Source organism: Paenibacillus sp. OAS669 (assembly GCF_014873645.1).
Classification (GTDB): domain Bacteria; phylum Bacillota; class Bacilli; order Paenibacillales; family NBRC-103111; genus Paenibacillus_S; species Paenibacillus_S vulneris.
On sequence record NZ_JADBDR010000005.1, the window covers coordinates 408306 to 427376 of the forward strand.

17 protein-coding genes and 1 pseudogene are annotated in these 19071 nt (G+C 51.3%); 5 read left to right on the forward strand and 13 right to left on the reverse strand.

From position 1 onward, the window contains the following. Positions 1–65 precede the first annotated feature (65 nt). Positions 66–410, reverse strand: coding sequence for a hypothetical protein (locus GGC63_RS14350; RefSeq protein WP_079909998.1), 345 nt, complete (start codon positions 408–410; stop codon positions 66–68). Between the two features lie 400 nt (positions 411–810). Here GGC63_RS14350 and asnB point away from each other — a divergent pair, with 400 nt between their 5' ends. Further along, the gene (asnB, locus tag GGC63_RS14355) at positions 811–2655 is read left to right on the forward strand and encodes an asparagine synthase (glutamine-hydrolyzing) (RefSeq protein WP_192702884.1); all 1845 of its coding nucleotides are present in this window, start codon (positions 811–813) and stop codon (positions 2653–2655) included. A gap of 111 nt (positions 2656–2766) precedes the next feature. Here asnB and GGC63_RS14360 read toward each other — a convergent pair whose 3' ends face one another. The 3 genes from GGC63_RS14360 to GGC63_RS14370 all read right to left on the reverse strand — a co-directional run bounded on the left by GGC63_RS14360 (position 2767) and on the right by GGC63_RS14370 (position 5453). Next, positions 2767–3393, reverse strand: a complete 627-nt coding sequence (locus GGC63_RS14360) for an XTP/dITP diphosphatase (RefSeq protein WP_192702885.1) — start codon at positions 3391–3393, stop codon at positions 2767–2769. Beyond that, positions 3374–4138 (reverse strand): ribonuclease PH, encoded by a 765-nt coding sequence (gene rph, locus GGC63_RS14365; protein ID WP_079909995.1) that lies wholly within the window; start codon positions 4136–4138, stop codon positions 3374–3376. Before rph ends, GGC63_RS14360 begins: the two co-directional genes overlap by 20 nt. Positions 4139–4406: 268 nt before the next feature. Beyond that, complete coding sequence (locus GGC63_RS14370) at positions 4407–5453, reverse strand: GerMN domain-containing protein (protein ID WP_079909994.1); 1047 nt, start codon at positions 5451–5453, stop codon at positions 4407–4409. A gap of 213 nt (positions 5454–5666) precedes the next feature. Between GGC63_RS14370 and GGC63_RS35345 the strand changes: the two are divergent. Both GGC63_RS35345 and GGC63_RS14375 read left to right on the forward strand, forming a co-directional pair. Beyond that, positions 5667–5801: pseudogene (locus GGC63_RS35345) on the forward strand (hypothetical protein); the annotation flags it as partial. 111 nt (positions 5802–5912) lie between these two features. Beyond that, on the forward strand, positions 5913–6452 hold the full coding sequence (locus tag GGC63_RS14375) for a phosphatidylglycerophosphatase A (protein ID WP_225948219.1): 540 nt from the start codon (positions 5913–5915) through the stop codon (positions 6450–6452). A 65-nt stretch (positions 6453–6517) separates the two neighbouring features. Here the strand turns inward: GGC63_RS14375 and GGC63_RS14380 are convergent, their stop codons facing one another. From GGC63_RS14380 to GGC63_RS14410, 7 genes are all read right to left on the reverse strand, one after another. Continuing rightward, positions 6518–7447 carry a Ger(x)C family spore germination C-terminal domain-containing protein gene (locus GGC63_RS14380; protein ID WP_192702887.1) on the reverse strand — a complete coding sequence of 310 codons (930 nt, stop codon included), beginning with the start codon at positions 7445–7447 and terminating at the stop codon, positions 6518–6520. 63 nt (positions 7448–7510) lie between these two features. Further along, on the reverse strand, positions 7511–7708 hold the full coding sequence (locus GGC63_RS14385; RefSeq protein ID WP_079909990.1) for a CLC_0170 family protein: 198 nt from the start codon (positions 7706–7708) through the stop codon (positions 7511–7513). A 44-nt stretch (positions 7709–7752) separates the two neighbouring features. Beyond that, positions 7753–8979, reverse strand: a complete 1227-nt coding sequence (locus GGC63_RS14390; RefSeq protein ID WP_318781053.1) for a Ger(x)C family spore germination protein — start codon at positions 8977–8979, stop codon at positions 7753–7755. Then, positions 8960–10075, reverse strand: coding sequence for a GerAB/ArcD/ProY family transporter (locus tag GGC63_RS14395; protein WP_192702888.1), 1116 nt, complete (start codon positions 10073–10075; stop codon positions 8960–8962). The genes GGC63_RS14390 and GGC63_RS14395 overlap by 20 nt, the downstream gene beginning before the upstream one ends. A gap of 2 nt (positions 10076–10077) precedes the next feature. After that, the gene (locus tag GGC63_RS14400; protein ID WP_192702889.1) at positions 10078–11727 is read right to left on the reverse strand and encodes a spore germination protein; all 1650 of its coding nucleotides are present in this window, start codon (positions 11725–11727) and stop codon (positions 10078–10080) included. A gap of 252 nt (positions 11728–11979) precedes the next feature. Beyond that, positions 11980–12951 carry an MBL fold metallo-hydrolase gene (locus GGC63_RS14405; protein WP_192702890.1) on the reverse strand — a complete coding sequence of 324 codons (972 nt, stop codon included), beginning with the start codon at positions 12949–12951 and terminating at the stop codon, positions 11980–11982. A gap of 10 nt (positions 12952–12961) precedes the next feature. Further along, entirely contained in the window at positions 12962–13702 is a 741-nt protein-coding gene (locus tag GGC63_RS14410; RefSeq protein WP_192702891.1) for a class I SAM-dependent methyltransferase, read from the reverse strand. Positions 13703–13934: 232 nt separating this feature from the next. Between GGC63_RS14410 and GGC63_RS14415 the strand changes: the two genes are divergently transcribed. After that, positions 13935–15146 (forward strand): ROK family transcriptional regulator, encoded by a 1212-nt coding sequence (locus GGC63_RS14415; RefSeq protein ID WP_192702892.1) that lies wholly within the window; start codon positions 13935–13937, stop codon positions 15144–15146. A gap of 173 nt (positions 15147–15319) precedes the next feature. Then, on the forward strand, positions 15320–16309 hold the full coding sequence (locus GGC63_RS14420) for a formylglycine-generating enzyme family protein (RefSeq protein ID WP_192702893.1): 990 nt from the start codon (positions 15320–15322) through the stop codon (positions 16307–16309). 138 nt (positions 16310–16447) lie between these two features. On the opposite strand, the gene GGC63_RS14425 is transcribed toward GGC63_RS14420, so the two are convergent. Next, on the reverse strand, positions 16448–17626 hold the full coding sequence (locus GGC63_RS14425; protein ID WP_079909982.1) for a DNA sulfur modification protein DndB: 1179 nt from the start codon (positions 17624–17626) through the stop codon (positions 16448–16450). Then, entirely contained in the window at positions 17626–18762 is a 1137-nt protein-coding gene (locus GGC63_RS14430) for a DGQHR domain-containing protein (protein ID WP_079909981.1), read from the reverse strand. The genes GGC63_RS14425 and GGC63_RS14430 overlap by 1 nt, the downstream gene beginning before the upstream one ends. Between the last annotated feature and the right edge of the window lie 309 nt (positions 18763–19071).

Here is a 19071-nt window from a genome sequence, read left to right on the forward strand (position 1 = left end):
CAGCGCGAATCCAACAGCAAAAACAGCGGAAGGAACGTCCTCCCGCTGTCAAACGTGCTAACGTATTAATAAATTTTCATAGCCGCTTGGATTAATTTGGCTTTAATGTTTGGATCCTGATCGATAAAGGCATACATCTTGTCCACGGCATCCTTATTTTGCAAATAATCCTTTTCGTTCTGAATCGCTTCATGAGACCATGCGAGAAGTGCTTTCTCGGCAGCTCCCAGCTCGTTCAGAGCCGTATGAAGACCTGTCTGCTCGATCAGCTCCTCTACCTTCTCCTGGTTGACAACACCCAGCAGCTGAACGGTAGCCAGCTTATTTTGAAAAGCCTCGTTCACTTTCTCAAAGTGCTCTTTGGCCTCTTTGTATTGGACTTGTGCTTTGGATAACTTCGTCTTCTTCATAACGTATGACCACCTCTTCTTCTTGATCGGTTCGGTAGGCTTTACAGCTTTCCGGCAACTTTGAGTTAAATCATCCTTTAGCCCGATATCCGTTAGCACCGCATAAGGCCGTATTGGCCAAGAAGATAAACAGAAGCGTCGCTTGATAACAACTTCTTCCCCTCGTGCCTCCATAAGGTTAGAGTGGGATAATCGCACTTGTTCTATTCATCTTGCATCGATTCTTGAATTTGGACCGCTAACGCATAGTGTAAACGGTATTTTCGTTTTTGTCTATCTTTTCCTCTTGGAAGGACAGACATTTTACGATTCTGCCTGGCATAACCTTTAGCATCATGCTGTCGCTGTCGAAAAGCTTGTCATTTTGCAGAACAGAAACAACAGGAGAGGGATGAAGGCCATGTGCGGAATAACGGGATGGATTGATTGGCAAAAAGACTTGACTCAGTATCCGTCTGTTCTCGAGCAGTTGACGGATACAATGACGAATCGAGGGCCTGACGCCTCCGGTACTTGGATTACACAGCATTGCGCGCTCGGACATCGCCGCTTGAGCGTGATGGATCCGGCTAATGGCGCTCAGCCCATGGTCCGCAAATACGGAGACAACACGTTCTCTATCGTTTATAACGGCGAGCTGTACAATGCTCCCGAGCTCAAAAAGGAACTGGAGCAGCGCGGCCACAAATTTTATACAACCTGCGATACCGAGGTGCTTCTTGTCTCCTATATCGAATGGGGGCGCGCATGCGTGGACCGGTTAAACGGCATCTTTGCCTTCGGCGTATGGAACTCGCTCGAGCAATCGTTATACCTGGTGCGGGACAGACTGGGCGTTAAGCCTCTTTTCTATTCCTATTCGAACGGGCGCCTGCTGTTTGGGTCCGAACCCAAAGCGATTTTATCACATCCGGACTTTTCCGCTCAAATCAGCGGCGAGGGGCTCGCCGAAATCTTCGCAGTCGGACCGGCGCGTACACCCGGGCACGGGGTCTATTGCAACATGTTTGAGCTGAAGCCGGGACACTGCATGACGGTTGACCGCAGCGGCATGCAAATCCGCGCCTATTGGAAGCTTGAAAGCAAGCCGCATGAAGACGATGTCGATACCACCGCCGAACGGATACACGAACTGCTCAAGGATACAGTAGAGCGTCAGCTGGCATCGGACGTTCCCATCTGCACCCTATTGTCAGGGGGTCTGGATTCCAGCGCATTGACGACGTTCGCAGCCAATTATTACCGTGAGCATAATATGGGCACAATTCATACTTATTCCATCGATTATGTAGATAACGACAAGCATTTTAAAGCCAATGCATTTCAGCCTAATTCGGATGCCCCATGGATACAAAGAATGACTGAATTTCTCGGCACCGAGCATCACTATATCGAATTCGATACGCCGGAGCTGGTAGAAGCATTGAAGACGGCCGTGTTCGCCCGTGACCTGCCAGGAATGGCGGATGTCGACGGTTCTTTGTACTTGTTCTGCCGTGAAATCAAAAAGGATGCGACTGTGGCCATTTCCGGCGAAGCCGCCGATGAAGTATTCGGGGGCTATCCCTGGTTTCATCGTTCGGAAGCCTTAAACGCCAATACGTTCCCCTGGTCCCTGGCAACCCGGGAACGCGTTAGCCTGCTTTCACCCGAGCTGGTCAATTGGGTTAAGCCCGAGCAGTACGTGCAGGAGCGCTACCGCCAAGCGCTGTCCGAGGTGCCGAGGCTTGCGGGCGAGGATCAGCAGCAGAACCGGATGCGGGAAATGTCCTATCTGAACATTACCCGCTTCATGCCGACCCTGCTTGACCGGAAAGACCGGATGAGCATGGCCGTCGGCCTCGAAGTCCGCGTTCCCTTCTGCGATCATCGGCTGGTCGAATATGTCTGGAACATTCCATGGGAGATCAAGACGTCCGGGGACAGGGAGAAGGGCATCCTTCGCAGAGCGCTCCGCGGCGTGCTGCCGGACGACGTCCTGACACGTAAAAAAAGCCCGTATCCCAAAACTCATAATCCCAGCTATTTGGCGGCGGTTCAAAGATGGGTGCTCGACATTCTGGATGATCCCGGCTCGCCGATCCTGCAATTCATTGACGCGCCCAAAATCCGCGCATTGGCGGAAGGGGACGCCAGCCAGTTCGATCTCCCCTGGTTCGGCCAGCTGATGACCGGTCCGCAGCTGTTCGCTTATCTCGCGCAGGTGGATACCTGGCTGCGTCATTATAAAGTTACCGTAAGATGAGGCCAATGACTGATGGCTCTAATAAACGCCTGCAAAGCACTGAACGATGAAAAGGATCGGTTCCGTTCCTGCATGAATCACACGCAGGAACGCGCCGGTCCTTTGCCGTTCTTACTTATTCTCAAGATCATCCCATAACGCCTGTATAGCCCTTCCGCGATGACTAATGGCGTTCTTCTGATCGATACTCAGCTCAGCCATGGTCTTATCCATTGCCGGGATGTAGAACAGGGGATCATAGCCGAACCCTTTATCTCCCCGCGGTGAGGAAAGAATCTCGCCTTCGCAGCTGCATTCCACCGCGCTGACCACTTGCCCTCCGGCATCCACCAGGCAGATTGCCGATACGAAACGCGCCGGGCTCAATGATCTCGTCTGCTCCCCGTCGAAGCGAGGAAGCTTGGACAGCTCTTCGAGCAGCTTCCTGTTATTGGCCTCGTCATTGGAGGGCTCCCCTGCATAACGTGCCGAGTAGACGCCGGGCTCTCCATTCAATCGGTCTACGCACAGGCCGGAATCGTCGGCAATCGCCGGAATCCCCAGATGCAAGGCTATGGCGCGGGCCTTGATAAGCGCGTTCGCGGCGAACGTATCTCCATCCTCGATAATGTCCGGCATACCCGGATAATCGAGGAGGCTTTTGACCTCAATCCCTTTTTGCCGGAACAGCGGCTCGAGCTCCTTGACTTTCCCCGCATTCCGGGTAGCAACGACGATCTCAGACCCGAGATTCTTCATGTGCAGCTCTCCTGATGCGCTCGGAAATGTCCGGTCCCAAAGCGGTTACTTGCTCGGCGATCATCGACTGAATGCCAGTTTCCGCCAAGGCCAGCAGCTCATCGAGCTCCTGACGGGAGAACGGAGCTTCCTCGCCGGTTCCTTGAATCTCAACGAATTTGCCGAGTCCGGTCATGACGACGTTCATATCGACCTTCGCCTTGGAATCCTCCTCATAGTTCAAATCCAGACATGGCTCGCCATTCACTATCCCTACACTGACGGAACCGAGAAAATCGGTAATCGGGTATTTCGGCAAATGCTTTTCCCTGGCGATTTTATCGATGGCATAAGCCATTGCAATGAACGATCCGGTGATGGAGGTAGTGCGGGTCCCCCCGTCAGCTTGAATTACGTCGCAATCCAGGGTAATCGAGCGTTCTCCGAGAGCTTCCAGATTTACTACGGAACGCAGGGCTCTGCCGATCAATCGCTGAATCTCCATCGTCCGTCCCCCGAGCTTCCCCTTGGCGGACTCCCTCTGATTACGGACTTGGGTAGCCCGAGGCAGCATCGAATATTCCGCTGTGACCCAGCCCTTCCCTTGACCCTTCATGAAAGGAGGAACTCTCTCTTCGACGGTAGCCGTACAAATGACCTTCGTATCTCCTACCTCAATCAACACCGAGCCTTCGGCGTGCTTATTGTAATGGGTCGTAATAGTAACAGGACGTGTTTGGTTCGTTGCTCTCCCGTCGCTTCTCATACTGATTTTATTGCCTCCTTCATGCTATATGCAGTTCCCCCAAAGAAACAACGCGAACTCGCCCTTCCTTCCACTCATAGGGAACAAATTTCAGGCAAAGCCCCGGTTCCGGGTTTTCTGACATCCACCATTGTACCAGAGTGGCTCATCGACTTCCAATTGTACCCTCCGGCTGCCAGGGTACGTAGTTCACCGAGGTCCGTCCTGTCCGCAATAAACAGGGCCATACGGTAAAAGAAGAGAGCCTCTCGGCCCTCTTCTCGCTACGCTACATTTTCTGCGGATTGACCGTGGCTGGACGGAGGACCGGCTTGCTGTAGCTCTGGTTATCGCTGGCGCTGACCTTGCTGTCGCCGTTGACGGTAATCTGAACCTTGGTCGCAGCGCCTGTATTTTCGGTTAAGGAAAGAACGACCGCTTTTAACGCATCCGCAGGGGCTTTCTTATCGGGTCCCAGCACTTTATCGGAAAAATCGACCGTTATAACGTCATCCGCTTTTTTCACCTGCTTGAGCTCGGCCCCCGGCGTCATGACGGCCGAAAGCCCTTTTTTGCTGTCGGGACCAGCAATCAGCTGCTCAACTACGGCCTGGGCTACATTATCCGTACGTTTGACAAGACGGGTTACAGGGACATAATACTTGTAATTATCCTGATTTTGGCCGAGGAAGTAGAGTGTTACCGGTGTGGATTGACCATACTCTACATCTTCCGGCTTTTCAAGGTTAATCCCCATGGCTCGAGTCAAAGGTTCGTCCATAGGAGTGCCTCCCTCCGGCATTTCCTTCAGCTCTTTTCCATTAACACGCAGCTGCACCTTCTCGATGGAAGGGAAACCGGTTAAGGTCCAGGTAATTCCCTCCAATATTTTACGCTCGTCCTGTACGTTATAGCTTGTGAACGCTTCGGAGAAATCGACGATAGCCAGCTTCTGGTCCTTCACGATATCTATTCCTTTAATCTGCGTACCTTTGGAAATCAGCGGGGTAAAGCCTGTTGGCAGCTGGGAATTGGAGCGTCCGTCATCCACCATCGCTTCCAGCGCCTTTTTGGCTACCTCCACCGATTTTTCTACATTGAGCGACACAGGCACTACCAAACCGTTACTGTCCTTGGCATATACCGTTACGGGCATCGGGTTCTGAATCACCGGTGCGGTTACGGGCTTGGCCGTCATGGCACTGGCATCGGCTCCGGTAGGCGGAGGATCGATCGATTGCGAATGTTCCTTCGTTCCCAAAACCGAGCAGCCCGAGGTGAGCAGCACTACGATGCTTCCTACCGCCGCCCACTGCGTCCATCTGTACTGTTTCATGGATGATTCCTCCTTGAATAAAAGGGTTGTTTGTCCTTTTTCTCTTATTCCCACTATACGAGGAGGAGACAAGTTTTATGACAACAATTTGTCCTCATTCGGGGTTCCTCCCCTTTAATGAAATGAATCCGTACCTTGTGGTAAAATAGGTTGCACGGCCCATGAATGTAACGGGGTTCCAGCCTGAATCTGGATCGCTCCTTTGAAAAGGTGATGTCGATAGAGATCGACGGCATTGCAAAGCGAATCGCGGACGCGATCGGCCAGCCATTTTTCATTGATCCATACACCGTTCGCATCTGCTGCAGCATGGGCGCGGCCGTCTACCCGGAGGATGGTCAAGAGGCTGACGCTTTGCTGAACTCTGCCGACGCAGCGATGTATCAAGCCAAGCGACAAGGCAAAAACTACTTTCAGTTTCAATTCAATCCCATTTGCTCCACAAGGAGGACTTCCTGTATGCCATATAATCTCGACTCGCAAAAAGTCGCCGAAGCGGCAAAAGAGTGGTTAACCAAGCGAGGAGTAAGCTTGAACGATATCGCAGAATTGACCTTTTTCCTGCAAAAGGACTACTATCCAAACTTGTCTATAGACCAATGTATAGAGAGCATAGAGCGGGTACTTGAAAAGCGAGAGGTCCAAAATGCCATATTAACCGGTATCCAGCTGGATATCCTTGCAGAAGAAGGCAAGCTGCTCCCTCCGCTTCAAGACATGATATGGAACGACGAGGGACTCTATGGCTGTGACGAGGTGCTAGCCTTATCGATTGTGAATGTGTACGGCAGTATCGGATTCACGAATTTCGGTTACGTGGACAAGGTAAAGCCCGGCATTTTGAAAATGCTTAACGATAAAAACGGACCGCACAAGCATACGTTTCTGGATGATATTGTCGGGGCCATCGCTGCCGCGGCAAGCAGCCGCATAGCCCACCGCAAGCAAGCGGAAAAGGAAGCGGAGAGAGAGCAAGCCGGGCATAGAGACCAGCCGTAAGCTCGCAGGACAAGGCCAGAAGCTCCGTTATCCGGCAGCTCTGGCCTTTGCCGCTTAACCAAAGGCTAGGAAGTGATGCGAACATCCACTCGAATATCCGCTCTTGCTAATGCAGCTCGCCAACGATCCGCTGTCCACACTCCTCTGTATTGTGAATTGATCACTCGCCCGATATCCAATGGATCGATCCGCTGCGCCTGCTGGCGGCGAAGCAGCTCGGTAAGCCGCTGCTCCAATGCTTCTTCCGCTGACACTCGCCCCCCGCTATCGAGGGCTGGACCGTCGTTCAATGCAACCGTAACTTTCGCATGAAGCCTGGGCGATTTGAGATCGCCGTTCCCGCTCCATTGGACACGGCAATCCATCCGGTGCAAGCCGCTTAGCTCCTTAAGCGGAAGAGCTCCTATCCCCTGATGGCCGTCCAGACAAGATAAAAGCTGCATTTCCTCCCGGGTATACCATGCCTCCGGTTTATCCCCCCGCATGACGGCCGTTTGAACGAGGACTTGTCCTGAATCGCCGGCGGGAGTAACAGATGGAAGGAAGCGGTCCCGAGGGCCGTGATCCCGATAGGAATGAAAGGAATGTATCAGGTCATCCAAGAGCCGAAGCTCCGGCAGCCATGGCCCCATATCACGGTCTTGATTCAGCAGCGCTTCCGCAGATCCTTTTACCAAGGCGATGAGCGGCCGTTGACTCGGCAGACTTAGCTCACGCGGCAGCTGCTTGCCTCCAAGCGGAAGCCCATTGCGGGCGACAAACGCCTCCCCTACCAGCACAACCTGCTTTTCCCCTGCATCCCCTAGCGGCCTGATGCCCTGCAGCCCCGTGATCTTCATAGTTCCTTGATCCGTAACATCAACAGCCAGCACCGGCGAGTCCATATCCTTCGGTGACATCGTCATAACCTTCTCCGAATGATGATCCGCCGAACAGCCTGTCAGCAGCCATAACGCCGCTCCTATGAGAATCCAGCCCTTCCCGATTGTCAACACACATGTTCCTCCTTCTATCTTTCCGTCCGGACAGCCCGTCCTCTTACCGGCTCCCTGATTCGCTTAATCCACGAACCAATTGACCCCTATTAACAAAATACCTAGGGTAATATTGATCCATCCGAGAATACGCGCCGCTTTCTGTTCTTTTGTCCAGGATTCCATCTCATACCCTTTGACATCGATAACCAGTATATAGAGCCCTGTAATTAACAATAGGGGGACGGAGTAGATTAGATAGCTCGAATAAGAAATCAGCAAGGCCCCTTCCCTCCATCCGACAATGTCTTGATTTCCGGCACCGCTTATCTGGCCTTCATTCCAACCCTGCGCATTCTTGATACCACTTCGACATCTACGGTCACTTCTTTATACATTTTTTGCCAGTTTTCTTCGGAATTGATTTCTTCATTCCAGTATTTGGGTTCCTTGGCTCTAACAAACTCGCCGAAGCCAAAAATGTCCGAGCCCGATTTTTGCGTCTTTTTTATCAATCCTTCAATAGCCTTCTTAAAGGATCTCATATCCTCTTGCTCGATCTTTTTGAGCACCGCCGAATTATTTGTGTAAATGGCCTCGCTCATTTTCTCCTCCAGATTGATTTCCGTAAAAACGGACAATTGGAAATGGGGAATACCGTTTACAATACGGACTTTCAACTTGGATTTCCGGCTGCTGGCAAATACCGTTACCGTCTTGGCCGGATTATCATCCAGCCGAATAAACGCCCTGTACCCTGCGGGATTCAGGCCTTTAATTCCCATGTAAGCGGCGATGTCGAACGGCTCTGTGGTTTCTATCATTTTGTCGTTTTTAAATAATGCCATTCCCTTGAGCTCCACATTTCCCGCTTTCATCAGCTCAATATAAGGCAGGAAGGCTTCCTGTCCTTTCTTGGAGCCGTTGCTCCAAAAAACACCTACGAAATCCGTCGGAAATTTGCCCGCCCTAACGGCTCCATCCAGAGTGGACAACAAATACAGCGTCGGAACGCGTTCCAGCTTCGGGGCCGCCCTCATCAGCTGCTCGGCGTTTCCTTTGGACACCATCATCCAGGCCGTTCGCCGGACCTCCGTGTTGCGTCTGAAATAGTCGTTCAAATTTTGCAGTCCTTTTCGCGCAAACGCATCCGATACTACGATCACGCGCAAATGCCCGAAAAAGAGCTTCGCTGAGAGCTGCTGCTGCAAGTTCATCAGCGCATCGTCAATGGTGTGGCCTACCACATCAATGACCCATACGGTGTCCCCGGAACCCTTGCCTGAAACCCCGGATTCGCCGGGACCAAGCGGAATTTTACCAGGCAATGCTATCTGTGCCGCGACGCGAATCATGCTTTTCTCAGGAGCTGGAAATTTGTCGTGAAGGTGGGCAACCTGCTCCTCCTCGGCCTCGGCCCCAGGACCGGCCAAATCCACAGAAACCCCAAGCACAATAGCTCTGTCCTCGATCTCCAATCGGTCCCAGCATCCGGTCAGGACAGGAAGGATAAGCAGCAGCCCGATGCCCAGCTTAAGGATTCTTATCTGCACCTTGACCAACCTGATCCCCTCTTTTCTTGCGGAGGATAGCTATTATCAACAGCAATCCCGGATAGGCAATCGTTACAAAAAGTCCTACCCGGCCTACATTCTGAATAATTTCGTACATTTGCAAAATATTCTCGGGCAGCATCGCCAAAATAAACACGAAGGGCAGAACAAAATAAGAAAAAAGATTATGGTTGCGTAAGCCGAACAGATTGCTCAAGGATCGAATGGTGAGGTAATAGCTGGAAAATAACGTTGTAAACACCGCCGTTACCCATACCGCCAAAAACGCCGCATCCAATCGCTCCAAAATATTCGCAGGCAGCGAGGTCGTCTTGGCCAGCTCCAAGGTAGGCCAGAGCAAGAGCTTGGTCTCTTCGGCGCCGAATACTCCGATCGTTGCCGCTACAATCATGATGTACAGGCCCCCGGAGATCAGGATGGCCCAAAGGCTGGATTTCATAGCCAAATGAGCTTGCCGCATGGAGGGGATGACGATCGTCATAATAAAGGAGCCCTGAAACAAGGCGGCTACGGTAAAAATACTCGACATGATCTTGCCGGAGAAACTTCCGTAAACAGGTTGAAGATTAATGGTATCTGCATTTTTTAAAGAAAGGGCAACGATCAAAAGAACCGGTACAAGAAGCATGGGGAAGTAAAAATTATGGATGTAAGCAAAGGTTCTCATATCCTGCCGGGTCGAGATAGCAGAAAGCAGCAGCATGACCAGTACGGTCACTTCCAAAGGCGTCCTCTTCAATACTGCCGTAATGACTACCTCTCCGAATTCACGTGCTGTAAGGGAAGTCAAAACGGCGAAGAACCCGATGATCAACAGGCTGCCGACCGCTGCGGGCCATTTGCCGATGATAGCAGGGCTGTACTCCACAATGGACTGGTTCGGAAATCGTATGCCGAGAATGGTAATGAGCCATAAGCCTGCAAAAGCAAGCAATGTCCCGAGTAAGGTGACCAATGGAGCTGCAGACCCCGCTTCACGTACGGCGAACAGGGGTAAGGGAAGAATTCCGACTCCAATGATCGTACTCACCAGAATCGTTGTCGCTTGAATCTTTGTGATCTGACGATAGAACATGGTTACCGCTCCTTCTTTCTCTGGTTCAATGGATCCAATACATTCTCAGAAGTGTTCTTCAGCTCATCCATGATGTTTGGAGCAGTCCTGGTATCATCGATTGTTTTCAGCATCTCCGGCCTGCTTTTAAACCACCAAAGCGGACTTCGGAACAAAAGATCCTTCATCCCTTTGAAATTGCCGGGGACAAGCGGGCTCAAATACGGAACTCCGAAGGACTTCAACGAGAGCAGATGGTTGGCTATTAAGATCAGCCCGATCATAATGCCGTAAAGTCCGAACAGCCCGGCCATGATAATGAGGGGAAACCGCAGCAGACGCAAAGCGAGCGCAGCGTTATAAGCAGGTGTAGCGAAGGAGCCAATCGTAGTCAACGCAATAATGACGACCGTAATCGGACTGGAAAATCCCGCCGATACCGCCGCCTGCCCAATGACGAGTACGCCGACAATGGATAAGGCGCCGCCAACCTGCTGTGGCAGCCTGATGGTCGCCTCCCGAAGCACCTCCATGGAGATCTCCATTATCAGCACTTCGATGATGGCCGGAAAAGGAACGCCGGAACGGCCGCCGGCTACGGCTACCGCAAACTCGGTTGGAATCAGCTCGGGATTAAAGGAAATGACGGCAACATACAAGGACGGAAATATTAACGAAAAGACGAGGGCAACGAGCCTCGCCATTCGAATGGAGCTCATGAGCAGAAATCTTTCATTATAATCTTCTACCGTTTGGTACAATTGGCTGAACACCGTCGGAACCATCAAGGCCATCGGAGAACCGTCCACCAGGATGACAACCCGTCCTTCCAGCAGATTGGAGACGACCTTATCGGGTCTCTCCGTATACTGGACTTGCGGAAACGGGGACAGATGATTATCCTCGATATACTGCTCCAACACGCCGGAATCAAGCACCGAGCTCGTATCGATCTTGGATAGCCTCTTCTTCACTTCCTCCACAAGCTCCGGGTTCGTGATCCCGTCCATGAAGCATATGGCTATCTTGGACTTTGTTCTTTTGCCGATTTCCATCGTATGCATCCGAAAATCAGGCGATTGCAGCCTGTAACGAATCAGCGCAATATTCGTCCCAAGGAGCTCAATGAAGCCTTCGCGGGGTCCGCGGATGACCATTTCCGTTGCGGGCTGATCGATTGATCTTTTATCAATGTTGCGTGTCCCGATTAACAACGCCTCGTCAAGTCCCTGAACTACCACCACGGTTTCCCCGCGTACGAGGCCGTCCACCAATTTGTCCAGATGGCTTTCGAGCTTGCCCTCACTGTGATACATCACATCGTTAAGCAAGATCTCCTTGAGCTGATGAGTTTCGATGCTACTAGGCTCCAAATAGACAGGAGGCTGCATTAACGGTTTTAAAATATCCGTATTCACCGTATTTTGATTAATCATATTGGAAAAATACATCATTACTGCCTGGTACCGGCCAAACACATGAAAACGCCGAATTAAAAAATCATCATTCTCGCCTAAAGCATTGTTAATGAATTGAAGCGTATCCTCCATATTGCCGTTAACGGTTGCGGTCGAATTGCGTTCCGGAGATGGCGTCGGAGTGGAAGAAGTTTGTCGTCCGCCGGCCGGTTGGTTACCTTTTTGTTTCGTCCTGAACCACTTCAATATGGACATGCAAACGCCTCCTCACGATGCTGGCTGTGCTTTTCTTGAACGGAATTTAAGGGAAGACGGGGATATAGGTTCAATTATTGCCACATCATGAAGAGTACAAACATCGACACCATTCGAGCCGTAGAAATCCCTGCCACAGTGCGGGGCTTGGTTCGAAGCGGTTTCGGGAACTCAGCGGTAGGTATGATACGTAAAAAAAGCATCCAGCCCTTTCATTCAAGGCTTGGATGCTTCCATTCAGCTATTGGCTATCTATAAGGTTTGATAATAGATCATTCCGTCCATCTCTATCTGCCGGACCCGTTCCTCCGAATTCAAATGGATCAAATGCGCCAGGGTTTCAGACAATGCGAAACGGAGCTGATGCAGAGTCAGACGGTCGCCGAAGGTCCTTCGGCAAACCTGGTATGCTGTCTGACGGCTCTCTAATTGACTGCGCATATGCTCGAGCCGTTCTTCGTGGTGCTTGATCAGCTCCTGAGTACGTTTGCCCCAGGCTGCGAACGGTTCCCGGTGGCCGGGATATGCCCACTCAACCTCGTACTGCTTCATCTGCTCCAGACTTTTCAGGAAGCTGGCAAGCGGATTTTCGTCGATACCCGGCAAATAGCTAACATTCGGGGATATTTGCGGTAGAACATGGTCCCCGCACAGCATGGCTTTCGTATCAGCATGATAGAAGCAAATATGCCCCAAAGCATGGCCGGGCGTATGTATCGTCTCATACGTCAAGTCTCCGAGCCGCAAAGGCTCGCCGATCGTGATAAAAGATACCTCCGGTTGAGGAGATACCATCTCGACGAAGGTATCCAGATTGCCTTCCATTGGTCCTGCCAGCTCCTGCGGCATCCCATGAGCTTCAAAGAGCGAGAGCAGGGCTGCGGTCATCGGCTGCTTGTCTCCCCATAGCAAGCGAGCCTGGTCATAACCGGCCTGGGATAACCGAACAGGCGCTCCCGAACGCTGCTGGAACCATCCGGCAAGCCCGTAATGATCCGGATGATGATGGGTAAGCACGATTTGCTCGATATCCCTGTAGTCCAGTCTCAGCTCCCGCAAAACCTCCTCCCAGCATTGTACCGATGCCTCAGTATGCAGGCCCGGATCGATCAGGGTATAGCCGTTCGTTCCGCGAATCAGATAGCTGTTGACCCAGCGCAAAGGAAAGGGCAGAGGAACTTTCACCTGGATGTATGTCTCGTTGTGAATCGTACATGAGTTCATATCTTCGCTCCTACCCTCTTCTATGACCGACAAAAATCATTCTCTTGGATTCATTGCGGTCATATTCCGAAGCGTGATAATCTCCATAAACATGGGTTACTTCCAAGCCGGATCGGTCAAGCAGCTCCCGAAACGCTTCCAGCCCGTACAACTTCACCTGCTCCAAATAAGTTCTTTCCCCGGCATCCGAGTCTCTGACGACAATCGTTTTCTTAACAAAGCCGTCTTCAATCCTGCGGTTCTCTTCAATGGTAATGCCGCCTTCCATCCTCGAAGAAAAAGGCACCAGGTGCTGCTTCACATAATCCGGATTCATATAATCGATAATAAATTTCCCTTTGCTTTCCGGTGCAAGCAGGCGATATATCTCTCTCAGCACCCGTTCGTTTTCCTCATCATGCTCGAAATAACCGAACGAAGTAAATAAATTGACAACAGCGTCGAACGTCTCCGTCAACGGTACATTCCGCATATCCCCCTGAAGAAACCGCACTTCTTTATTTACATTCAGCTTGTTCGCTTCCATTAACAAGACACTGGATAGATCGACTCCCGTTACCTTGTAGCCGAAGTCGCGCAGCGCCATGGAATGACGCCCCATCCCGCAGCATAAATCAAGAACACTGGACCCTTGGGGCAGCTTCAGCCATTCGATCATCCGCTTTACCTCATGGTAAGCCCCTTCCATATCCCTGTGCTTGTAGACGAGCAAATAATCGTCCCCGAAGCTTTTTCGATACCAATCTGACATGTTGTTCTCCTGTCTCCTTCCACTTGCTTGAACCCATTGCAGTAAAACTACGGACGTTGCTCATCCGAACCGCATTATTCCTATCTTACCAAACTTCATAAGGATGTCACAATCCGGTCATTTGCTGCCGGAGCAAACGGCAAGCCTTAAGCTATGGTTAAGCCTTTACAACTGGTGTATAATTTATGCTTAAAGAAAGCCAAGGTTGATTTCGATAGGTTGGAGGTTATCGATGAGCTTGTTACCTATTCATGAAAGGATCGGCAGCCGCAAGCATAAAGAGATTTACGAACGGATCCGCAAACAGGGGACTGTGTCCAAGATCGAACTGCTGGAGCAAAGCCAAATGACGGGCAGTACGCTGACCCGTACGTTGGAGGAGCTGACGGCACAAGGCTGGCTGGTAGAGGCCGGATTCGGTGAATCCACCGGAGGCCGCAGGCCCATATTATACGAAACCAATCCTCAGGCAGCCTATGTATTCGGGCTGGATATATCGAGGATGAACTCCAAGCTGATCCTTTGCGATTTGCACATGAACAAGCTTGGTGTACAAAGCTGGGTCATGGATGAGACCATGACGCCTTCCCGGCTGCTGAAGGAAATCGCCGAAGCAGCCGAGCGGATGATGAAGGAGCATCAGATCGCCGCCGAAGCTGTGCTCGGGATGGGAATCGGGGCAGTCGGTCCATTGGACCGGGCATCCGGCATCATTCTGGAGCCGTTATATTTCTCGGCGCCTGGCTGGCGCAACGTAGAGATTTGCGGGTATCTGGAGGGCCGTCTGGGATTTCCGGTGCTGCTGGATAACGGGGCTAACACGGCTATCATGGGTGAATCCTGGTCCGACCGGAACCGTGATTACCGGCATTTGCTCTATGTTCATGCAGGGGTGGGCATACGCTCTGCCATGATGTCCAACGGCAAGGTTGTATATGGGGCTGTAGATATGGAAGGCTCCATCGGCCAAATGATTATCCAAACGGACGGGCCCCGTGTCGATGACCACGGCAATTACGGCAGTCTGCAATCCTATGCTTCCATTCATGCATTGGAGCAGCAGGCGCGATCCCGTTTAAAGCAAGGAAGGGAAACCTCCCTCCGATATAAGGAGAGTAACCCGGAGCACATTCATTTTATACATTTGCTGGAAGGGCTAAAGGAGCATGATCCGCTTACAGTAGAAATCTTCGCTCAGGCAGCCACTTATTTCGGTATCGGCTTGTCCAACCTGATTAACATCCTTCATCCGGAAAAGGTGATTCTGGGCGGATCCCTGATCAGCAGCGATCCCAGCTTCTTTCAAATCGCTACCCGGGTCGCCATTCGCAACACCTATTACTACCCGGCTTATCAGGTGGTATTCAGCCTGGGGCATCTTGGTGAGGAAGCGCTCGTTACCGGTGCGGCTATTATGGTCATCAATCAGCTTACAGAGCTTTAAATAGGAATACGCTTCACAAAAACTCTTAGCGTATGCTTTCGATGCCAGTTTTTGCATACGCAAAAACTCTAAGCGTATGCTTTCGATGCTAGTTTTTGCATACGCAAAAACTTTAAGCGTATGCTTTCGATGCTAGTTTTTGCATACGCAAAAACTCTAAGGAGGACAACCCAATGAACGAAACATCTAAGCCATCCTGCTGCTCCACCAGCCGAAATGAGGCCCCATCCGACAAGCAGACGATATCTCTGAACAGCCTCCAAAAGATCGCCGGGGATGCAAGGGCTCATTCTTCCCGGGACCCTCTGGAAGGAATGATCTATTTGGAGGGCGGGACATTTTTGATGGGAACCGATGATCAGGAGGGGTTCCCTCAAGACGGCGAAGGGCCTGTCCGACCTGTCACCATAGATCCGTTCTACGTCGATCCCTGCACCGTTAGCAATGCCGAATTCGCCCGGTTTGTTCAAGAGACCGGCTACCAAACGGAAGCGGAAAAGTTCGGCTGGTCGTTCGTGTTCCATTTGTTCGTATCGGAGCAAACGGCTGCGAATGTAAAGCATGTCGTGCAGCGGACCCCCTGGTGGTGGAATGTCGAAGGAGCGGACTGGGCCCATCCGGAAGGGCCGGATTCCTCCATCGAGGACCGCATGGACCACCCTGTCATCCACGTTTCCTGGAACGACGCCCATGCCTACTGCCGTTGGGCGGGCAAACGGCTGCTGACGGAGGCGGAATGGGAATGCGCCGCCCGGGGCGGTCTGGAGCAAAAGCGTTATCCGTGGGGCGATCTTCTCAAACCAGGCACGGAGCATCTGTGCAACATTTGGCAAGGGAAGTTCCCGGAGAAAAACAATATGAGCGATGGCTATGCCGGAACTGCACCTGTCCGCTCCTTCCCGCCCAACGGCTACGGACTGTACAATGTTGCGGGCAACGTCTGGGAATGGTGCGCTGATTGGTTCAGCCCGACCTGGCATCTTAACGGGCCCCGCACGAATCCTAAAGGACCGGAAAAAGGCACCTCCCGCGTCATGAGGGGCGGCTCCTACTTATGTCATAAATCCTATTGCAACCGTTACCGGGTCGCAGCGCGCAGCTCCAATACGCCGGACAGCTCCGCAGGCAATATGGGCTTCCGCTGTGCGGCCGATGCGAAATAATCTGTTGCCCCTACAGGAGATTGGCCGTAGAATAACGGAAGTGATATTCGCCCAAACCGGCTTATAGGCTTATAGAAAATGAAAAAAAATCCGTGAGAAACAGGAACGTTTCTTCACGGATTTTTGGCTTTAACGGGTTTATGCTGTCGATGCTTCGTCTCCGGCATCGACAGGCTCGCCGTGCATTTCACGGAACAGCTGTACCAGCTTGCCGTGCTTGCGCAGCGACTTCTCATGAATCAGATTCAGCTTGCCGTTATCGAGAGTGCCGAAGCGTTCAATCAGCAGCTCATTCTCGTGAGTCCAGTCGAAGCCCTCAAAGATGCTCAGACAGGACGTCCAGTTCTTCGTATACTTCCCGTCCACAAACAGATGTCTATGAGCATACAGGGCGATACTTTCCTGCATGGCCCGGCTGGCCGAGCTGTATTGAGGCAGTCCAGGCTGCTCCGGCATTAATGGCAAGAGTGTGCTGAAGTATTGATGAAGAATCTCAATATGCGTCGAAGGGTCCTGACGGATTTTGCGCGCCATTTCGTAGGACGGCTGCATTTTTCCCGTAAACAGCATAGTAGCTGTGGAATACAGCCAGCTGAACGAAGTGAAGTTTTTATTATAGGAAGTCAGGTTTCCTCTGCGTTCAACACCGGCACCCTTCAGGAATACATTATGATCCACGACTTGCTGAATCACCAGGTTCAGCGGATCGATGCTGTCAAACGAATGGCCGAGCTCTTTGCTGACGAGCTGCACCTTGGAGTTAATATCGCCGAACAGCTGCTTCTCTTCCTCTTCACTCAAGCCGATGTAAATTTGCACAGCCAGCTCGCTCTCCACCAATTCCAGACGGCGGCGTTCGATTTGCTCGACAAGCCCTTCCATCTGCTCAAGCTCCAGCCTTACTTCCTCACTGTCTGGCATACGGCGCTGCTTGATTTTCAGAGCTGCGGCCTTCTTCTCATGGCTGCGCACTTCCTTCAGCAGCTGCTCGTTAACATAGCCAAGAGCCAGAATCCGGTGCTGGCCGTCCAAAATGCTGAGCTTGGAGCCGGGACGAAGGAACAAGCCTTTGTCCGTTTTGGCAAGGGAGCTTACTTCACGCAGGGATAGCGTAACAGGTCCGAAAAAGACGCGGTCCAGCTCCCGCTCCTGCAAGTAATTGGATATTTTGCGGCGTTGGCCGGCGCTAAGCTTGCGTTGAACCATCGGGTCAATCGTCGTATAGTTCAGCAAATCCTGCACTTGAATAGCCACTGTGGCCAATCCGAATTTTTCACAAAACGGGTGAATCGTCATTTTAAGGCAAAGTCCATCCATTAGCCGACGTCCTCCTTATCGCGAATCAAGAACACGTGATGCTCCTGAAAGAAATCCTTAATGTATTGGTAAGCCTTCATGATACGCGAACGTCTAGGCAGCCGATCCTTCTCATCGCCTACGTAGATCGCATTCCAATCGATATGAGGCAATATCTTCATCGTATATTCCAGCGCGTAGCGGTTGAAGGTCCCTGTCTTGGTCACTTCGTCATGGAAGAACAGAGCCATCGCGATTTGCAGATTTTCCGTCCAGCACAGCTCGCCCTTTTCAGGCTCCGGCAAGTAACGAAGCATGACGTCGAAGTAGTAGGAAGCAAGCTTGAAATGCTCTTCAATCTCACTGTCGCTGAAATAGTAGCCGTTGTTGCGGGCAGCCGATTTCAAGCGTCCTTCAAACAGGCCGCACAGGATTTCAACCAGCAGGTGGTAGGAGAATAAAAACTCCGGACCTTTGCCCCGCTCCGTAAACATATCCACCGTAATTTGCTTCATCGCCGGGGCTTCAGCCGCCAAATGTGTGGCCAGCACATGGTAAAATCTGCGCTGCTCGCGCAGCACGGCCAGATTGCCGCCGATTTTACGCGGAAGCTTGTTGATGTCGGAGAACAGCTGGCGTTCTTGGCGAGCGTTAATATCCAGATAAATCATTGTGGACATCGGGAACGTGTACAGCTTGCTCAGCTTATCCGTAATTTCTTCCATCCGGTCGTATTCTCTGCGGTCCTTGGCGCGGGCCATATTGCTTTGCAGCGTTTCCATAATTCTCCGGAAGGCGGCCAGACGATGCTGTCCGTCTACCACATACAGCTTTTCAATCGCTTGAAGCCGGTATACCTGCTGATCGGCATCATATTCTCCGGCACCCCGCGCCGAAAGAATAATCCCCGGAAAATAAATGCCTTGCTGATGATCCAGGTACAGCATGATATAGTCCATCAGCTTGGATAAATTTTGTGGAACAATGGCGCGCTGCACTTCCAAATCCACTTCATAAATGGAAAACAGCTTGCTCATTGGCAGCGTTGTGGACAATGTCGTTTGCCCGAACGTCCTGGAAACTGCGCCCGGAATCTCGATGTACGATGATGCTTTTTGCTCCGCCAAAAGTTCAGACAGAGATGAAATGGGATCCATTCGTTCTTCCTCCTTCAAATAGGTATATTGCTATAGATATATATTACTATAATAGGTTCATATAGTTCCATTATACACCGAAATATCATGAAACATTCAGTATTCAGGCAGAATCTTACTCGTTTACTAAAAGTTATTCGCGATTAGGGCCCGATATTCTGGTACAAGCTTCTTGACTTTTTTGACAAAAGCAGAAAAAAGCTTACCGGATGGTCAATGTCATTAAGTTAGGCATAGAGACAAGACCGCGAGTAAAAATAATATCTGAAACGGCACGGGAAACAGTCCTGTGCCGTTTGTTTTTTATCC

Coding starts and splice junctions, on each gene's coding strand:
- GGC63_RS14350 (WP_079909998.1), bottom strand. CDS start 410: ATGAAGAAGACGAAGTTATCCAAAGCACAAGTCCAATACAAAGAGGCC.
- asnB (WP_192702884.1), top strand. CDS start 811: ATGTGCGGAATAACGGGATGGATTGATTGGCAAAAAGACTTGACTCAG.
- GGC63_RS14360 (WP_192702885.1), bottom strand. CDS start 3,393: ATGAAGAATCTCGGGTCTGAGATCGTCGTTGCTACCCGGAATGCGGGG.
- rph (WP_079909995.1), bottom strand. CDS start 4,138: ATGAGAAGCGACGGGAGAGCAACGAACCAAACACGTCCTGTTACTATT.
- GGC63_RS14370 (WP_079909994.1), bottom strand. CDS start 5,453: ATGAAACAGTACAGATGGACGCAGTGGGCGGCGGTAGGAAGCATCGTA.
- GGC63_RS14375 (WP_225948219.1), top strand. CDS start 5,913: ATGCCATATAATCTCGACTCGCAAAAAGTCGCCGAAGCGGCAAAAGAG.
- GGC63_RS14395 (WP_192702888.1), bottom strand. CDS start 10,075: ATGTTCTATCGTCAGATCACAAAGATTCAAGCGACAACGATTCTGGTG.
- GGC63_RS14400 (WP_192702889.1), bottom strand. CDS start 11,727: ATGTCCATATTGAAGTGGTTCAGGACGAAACAAAAAGGTAACCAACCG.
- GGC63_RS14405 (WP_192702890.1), bottom strand. CDS start 12,951: ATGAACTCATGTACGATTCACAACGAGACATACATCCAGGTGAAAGTT.
- GGC63_RS14410 (WP_192702891.1), bottom strand. CDS start 13,702: ATGTCAGATTGGTATCGAAAAAGCTTCGGGGACGATTATTTGCTCGTC.
- GGC63_RS14415 (WP_192702892.1), top strand. CDS start 13,935: ATGAGCTTGTTACCTATTCATGAAAGGATCGGCAGCCGCAAGCATAAA.
- GGC63_RS14420 (WP_192702893.1), top strand. CDS start 15,320: ATGAACGAAACATCTAAGCCATCCTGCTGCTCCACCAGCCGAAATGAG.
- GGC63_RS14425 (WP_079909982.1), bottom strand. CDS start 17,626: ATGGATGGACTTTGCCTTAAAATGACGATTCACCCGTTTTGTGAAAAA.
- GGC63_RS14430 (WP_079909981.1), bottom strand. CDS start 18,762: ATGGATCCCATTTCATCTCTGTCTGAACTTTTGGCGGAGCAAAAAGCA.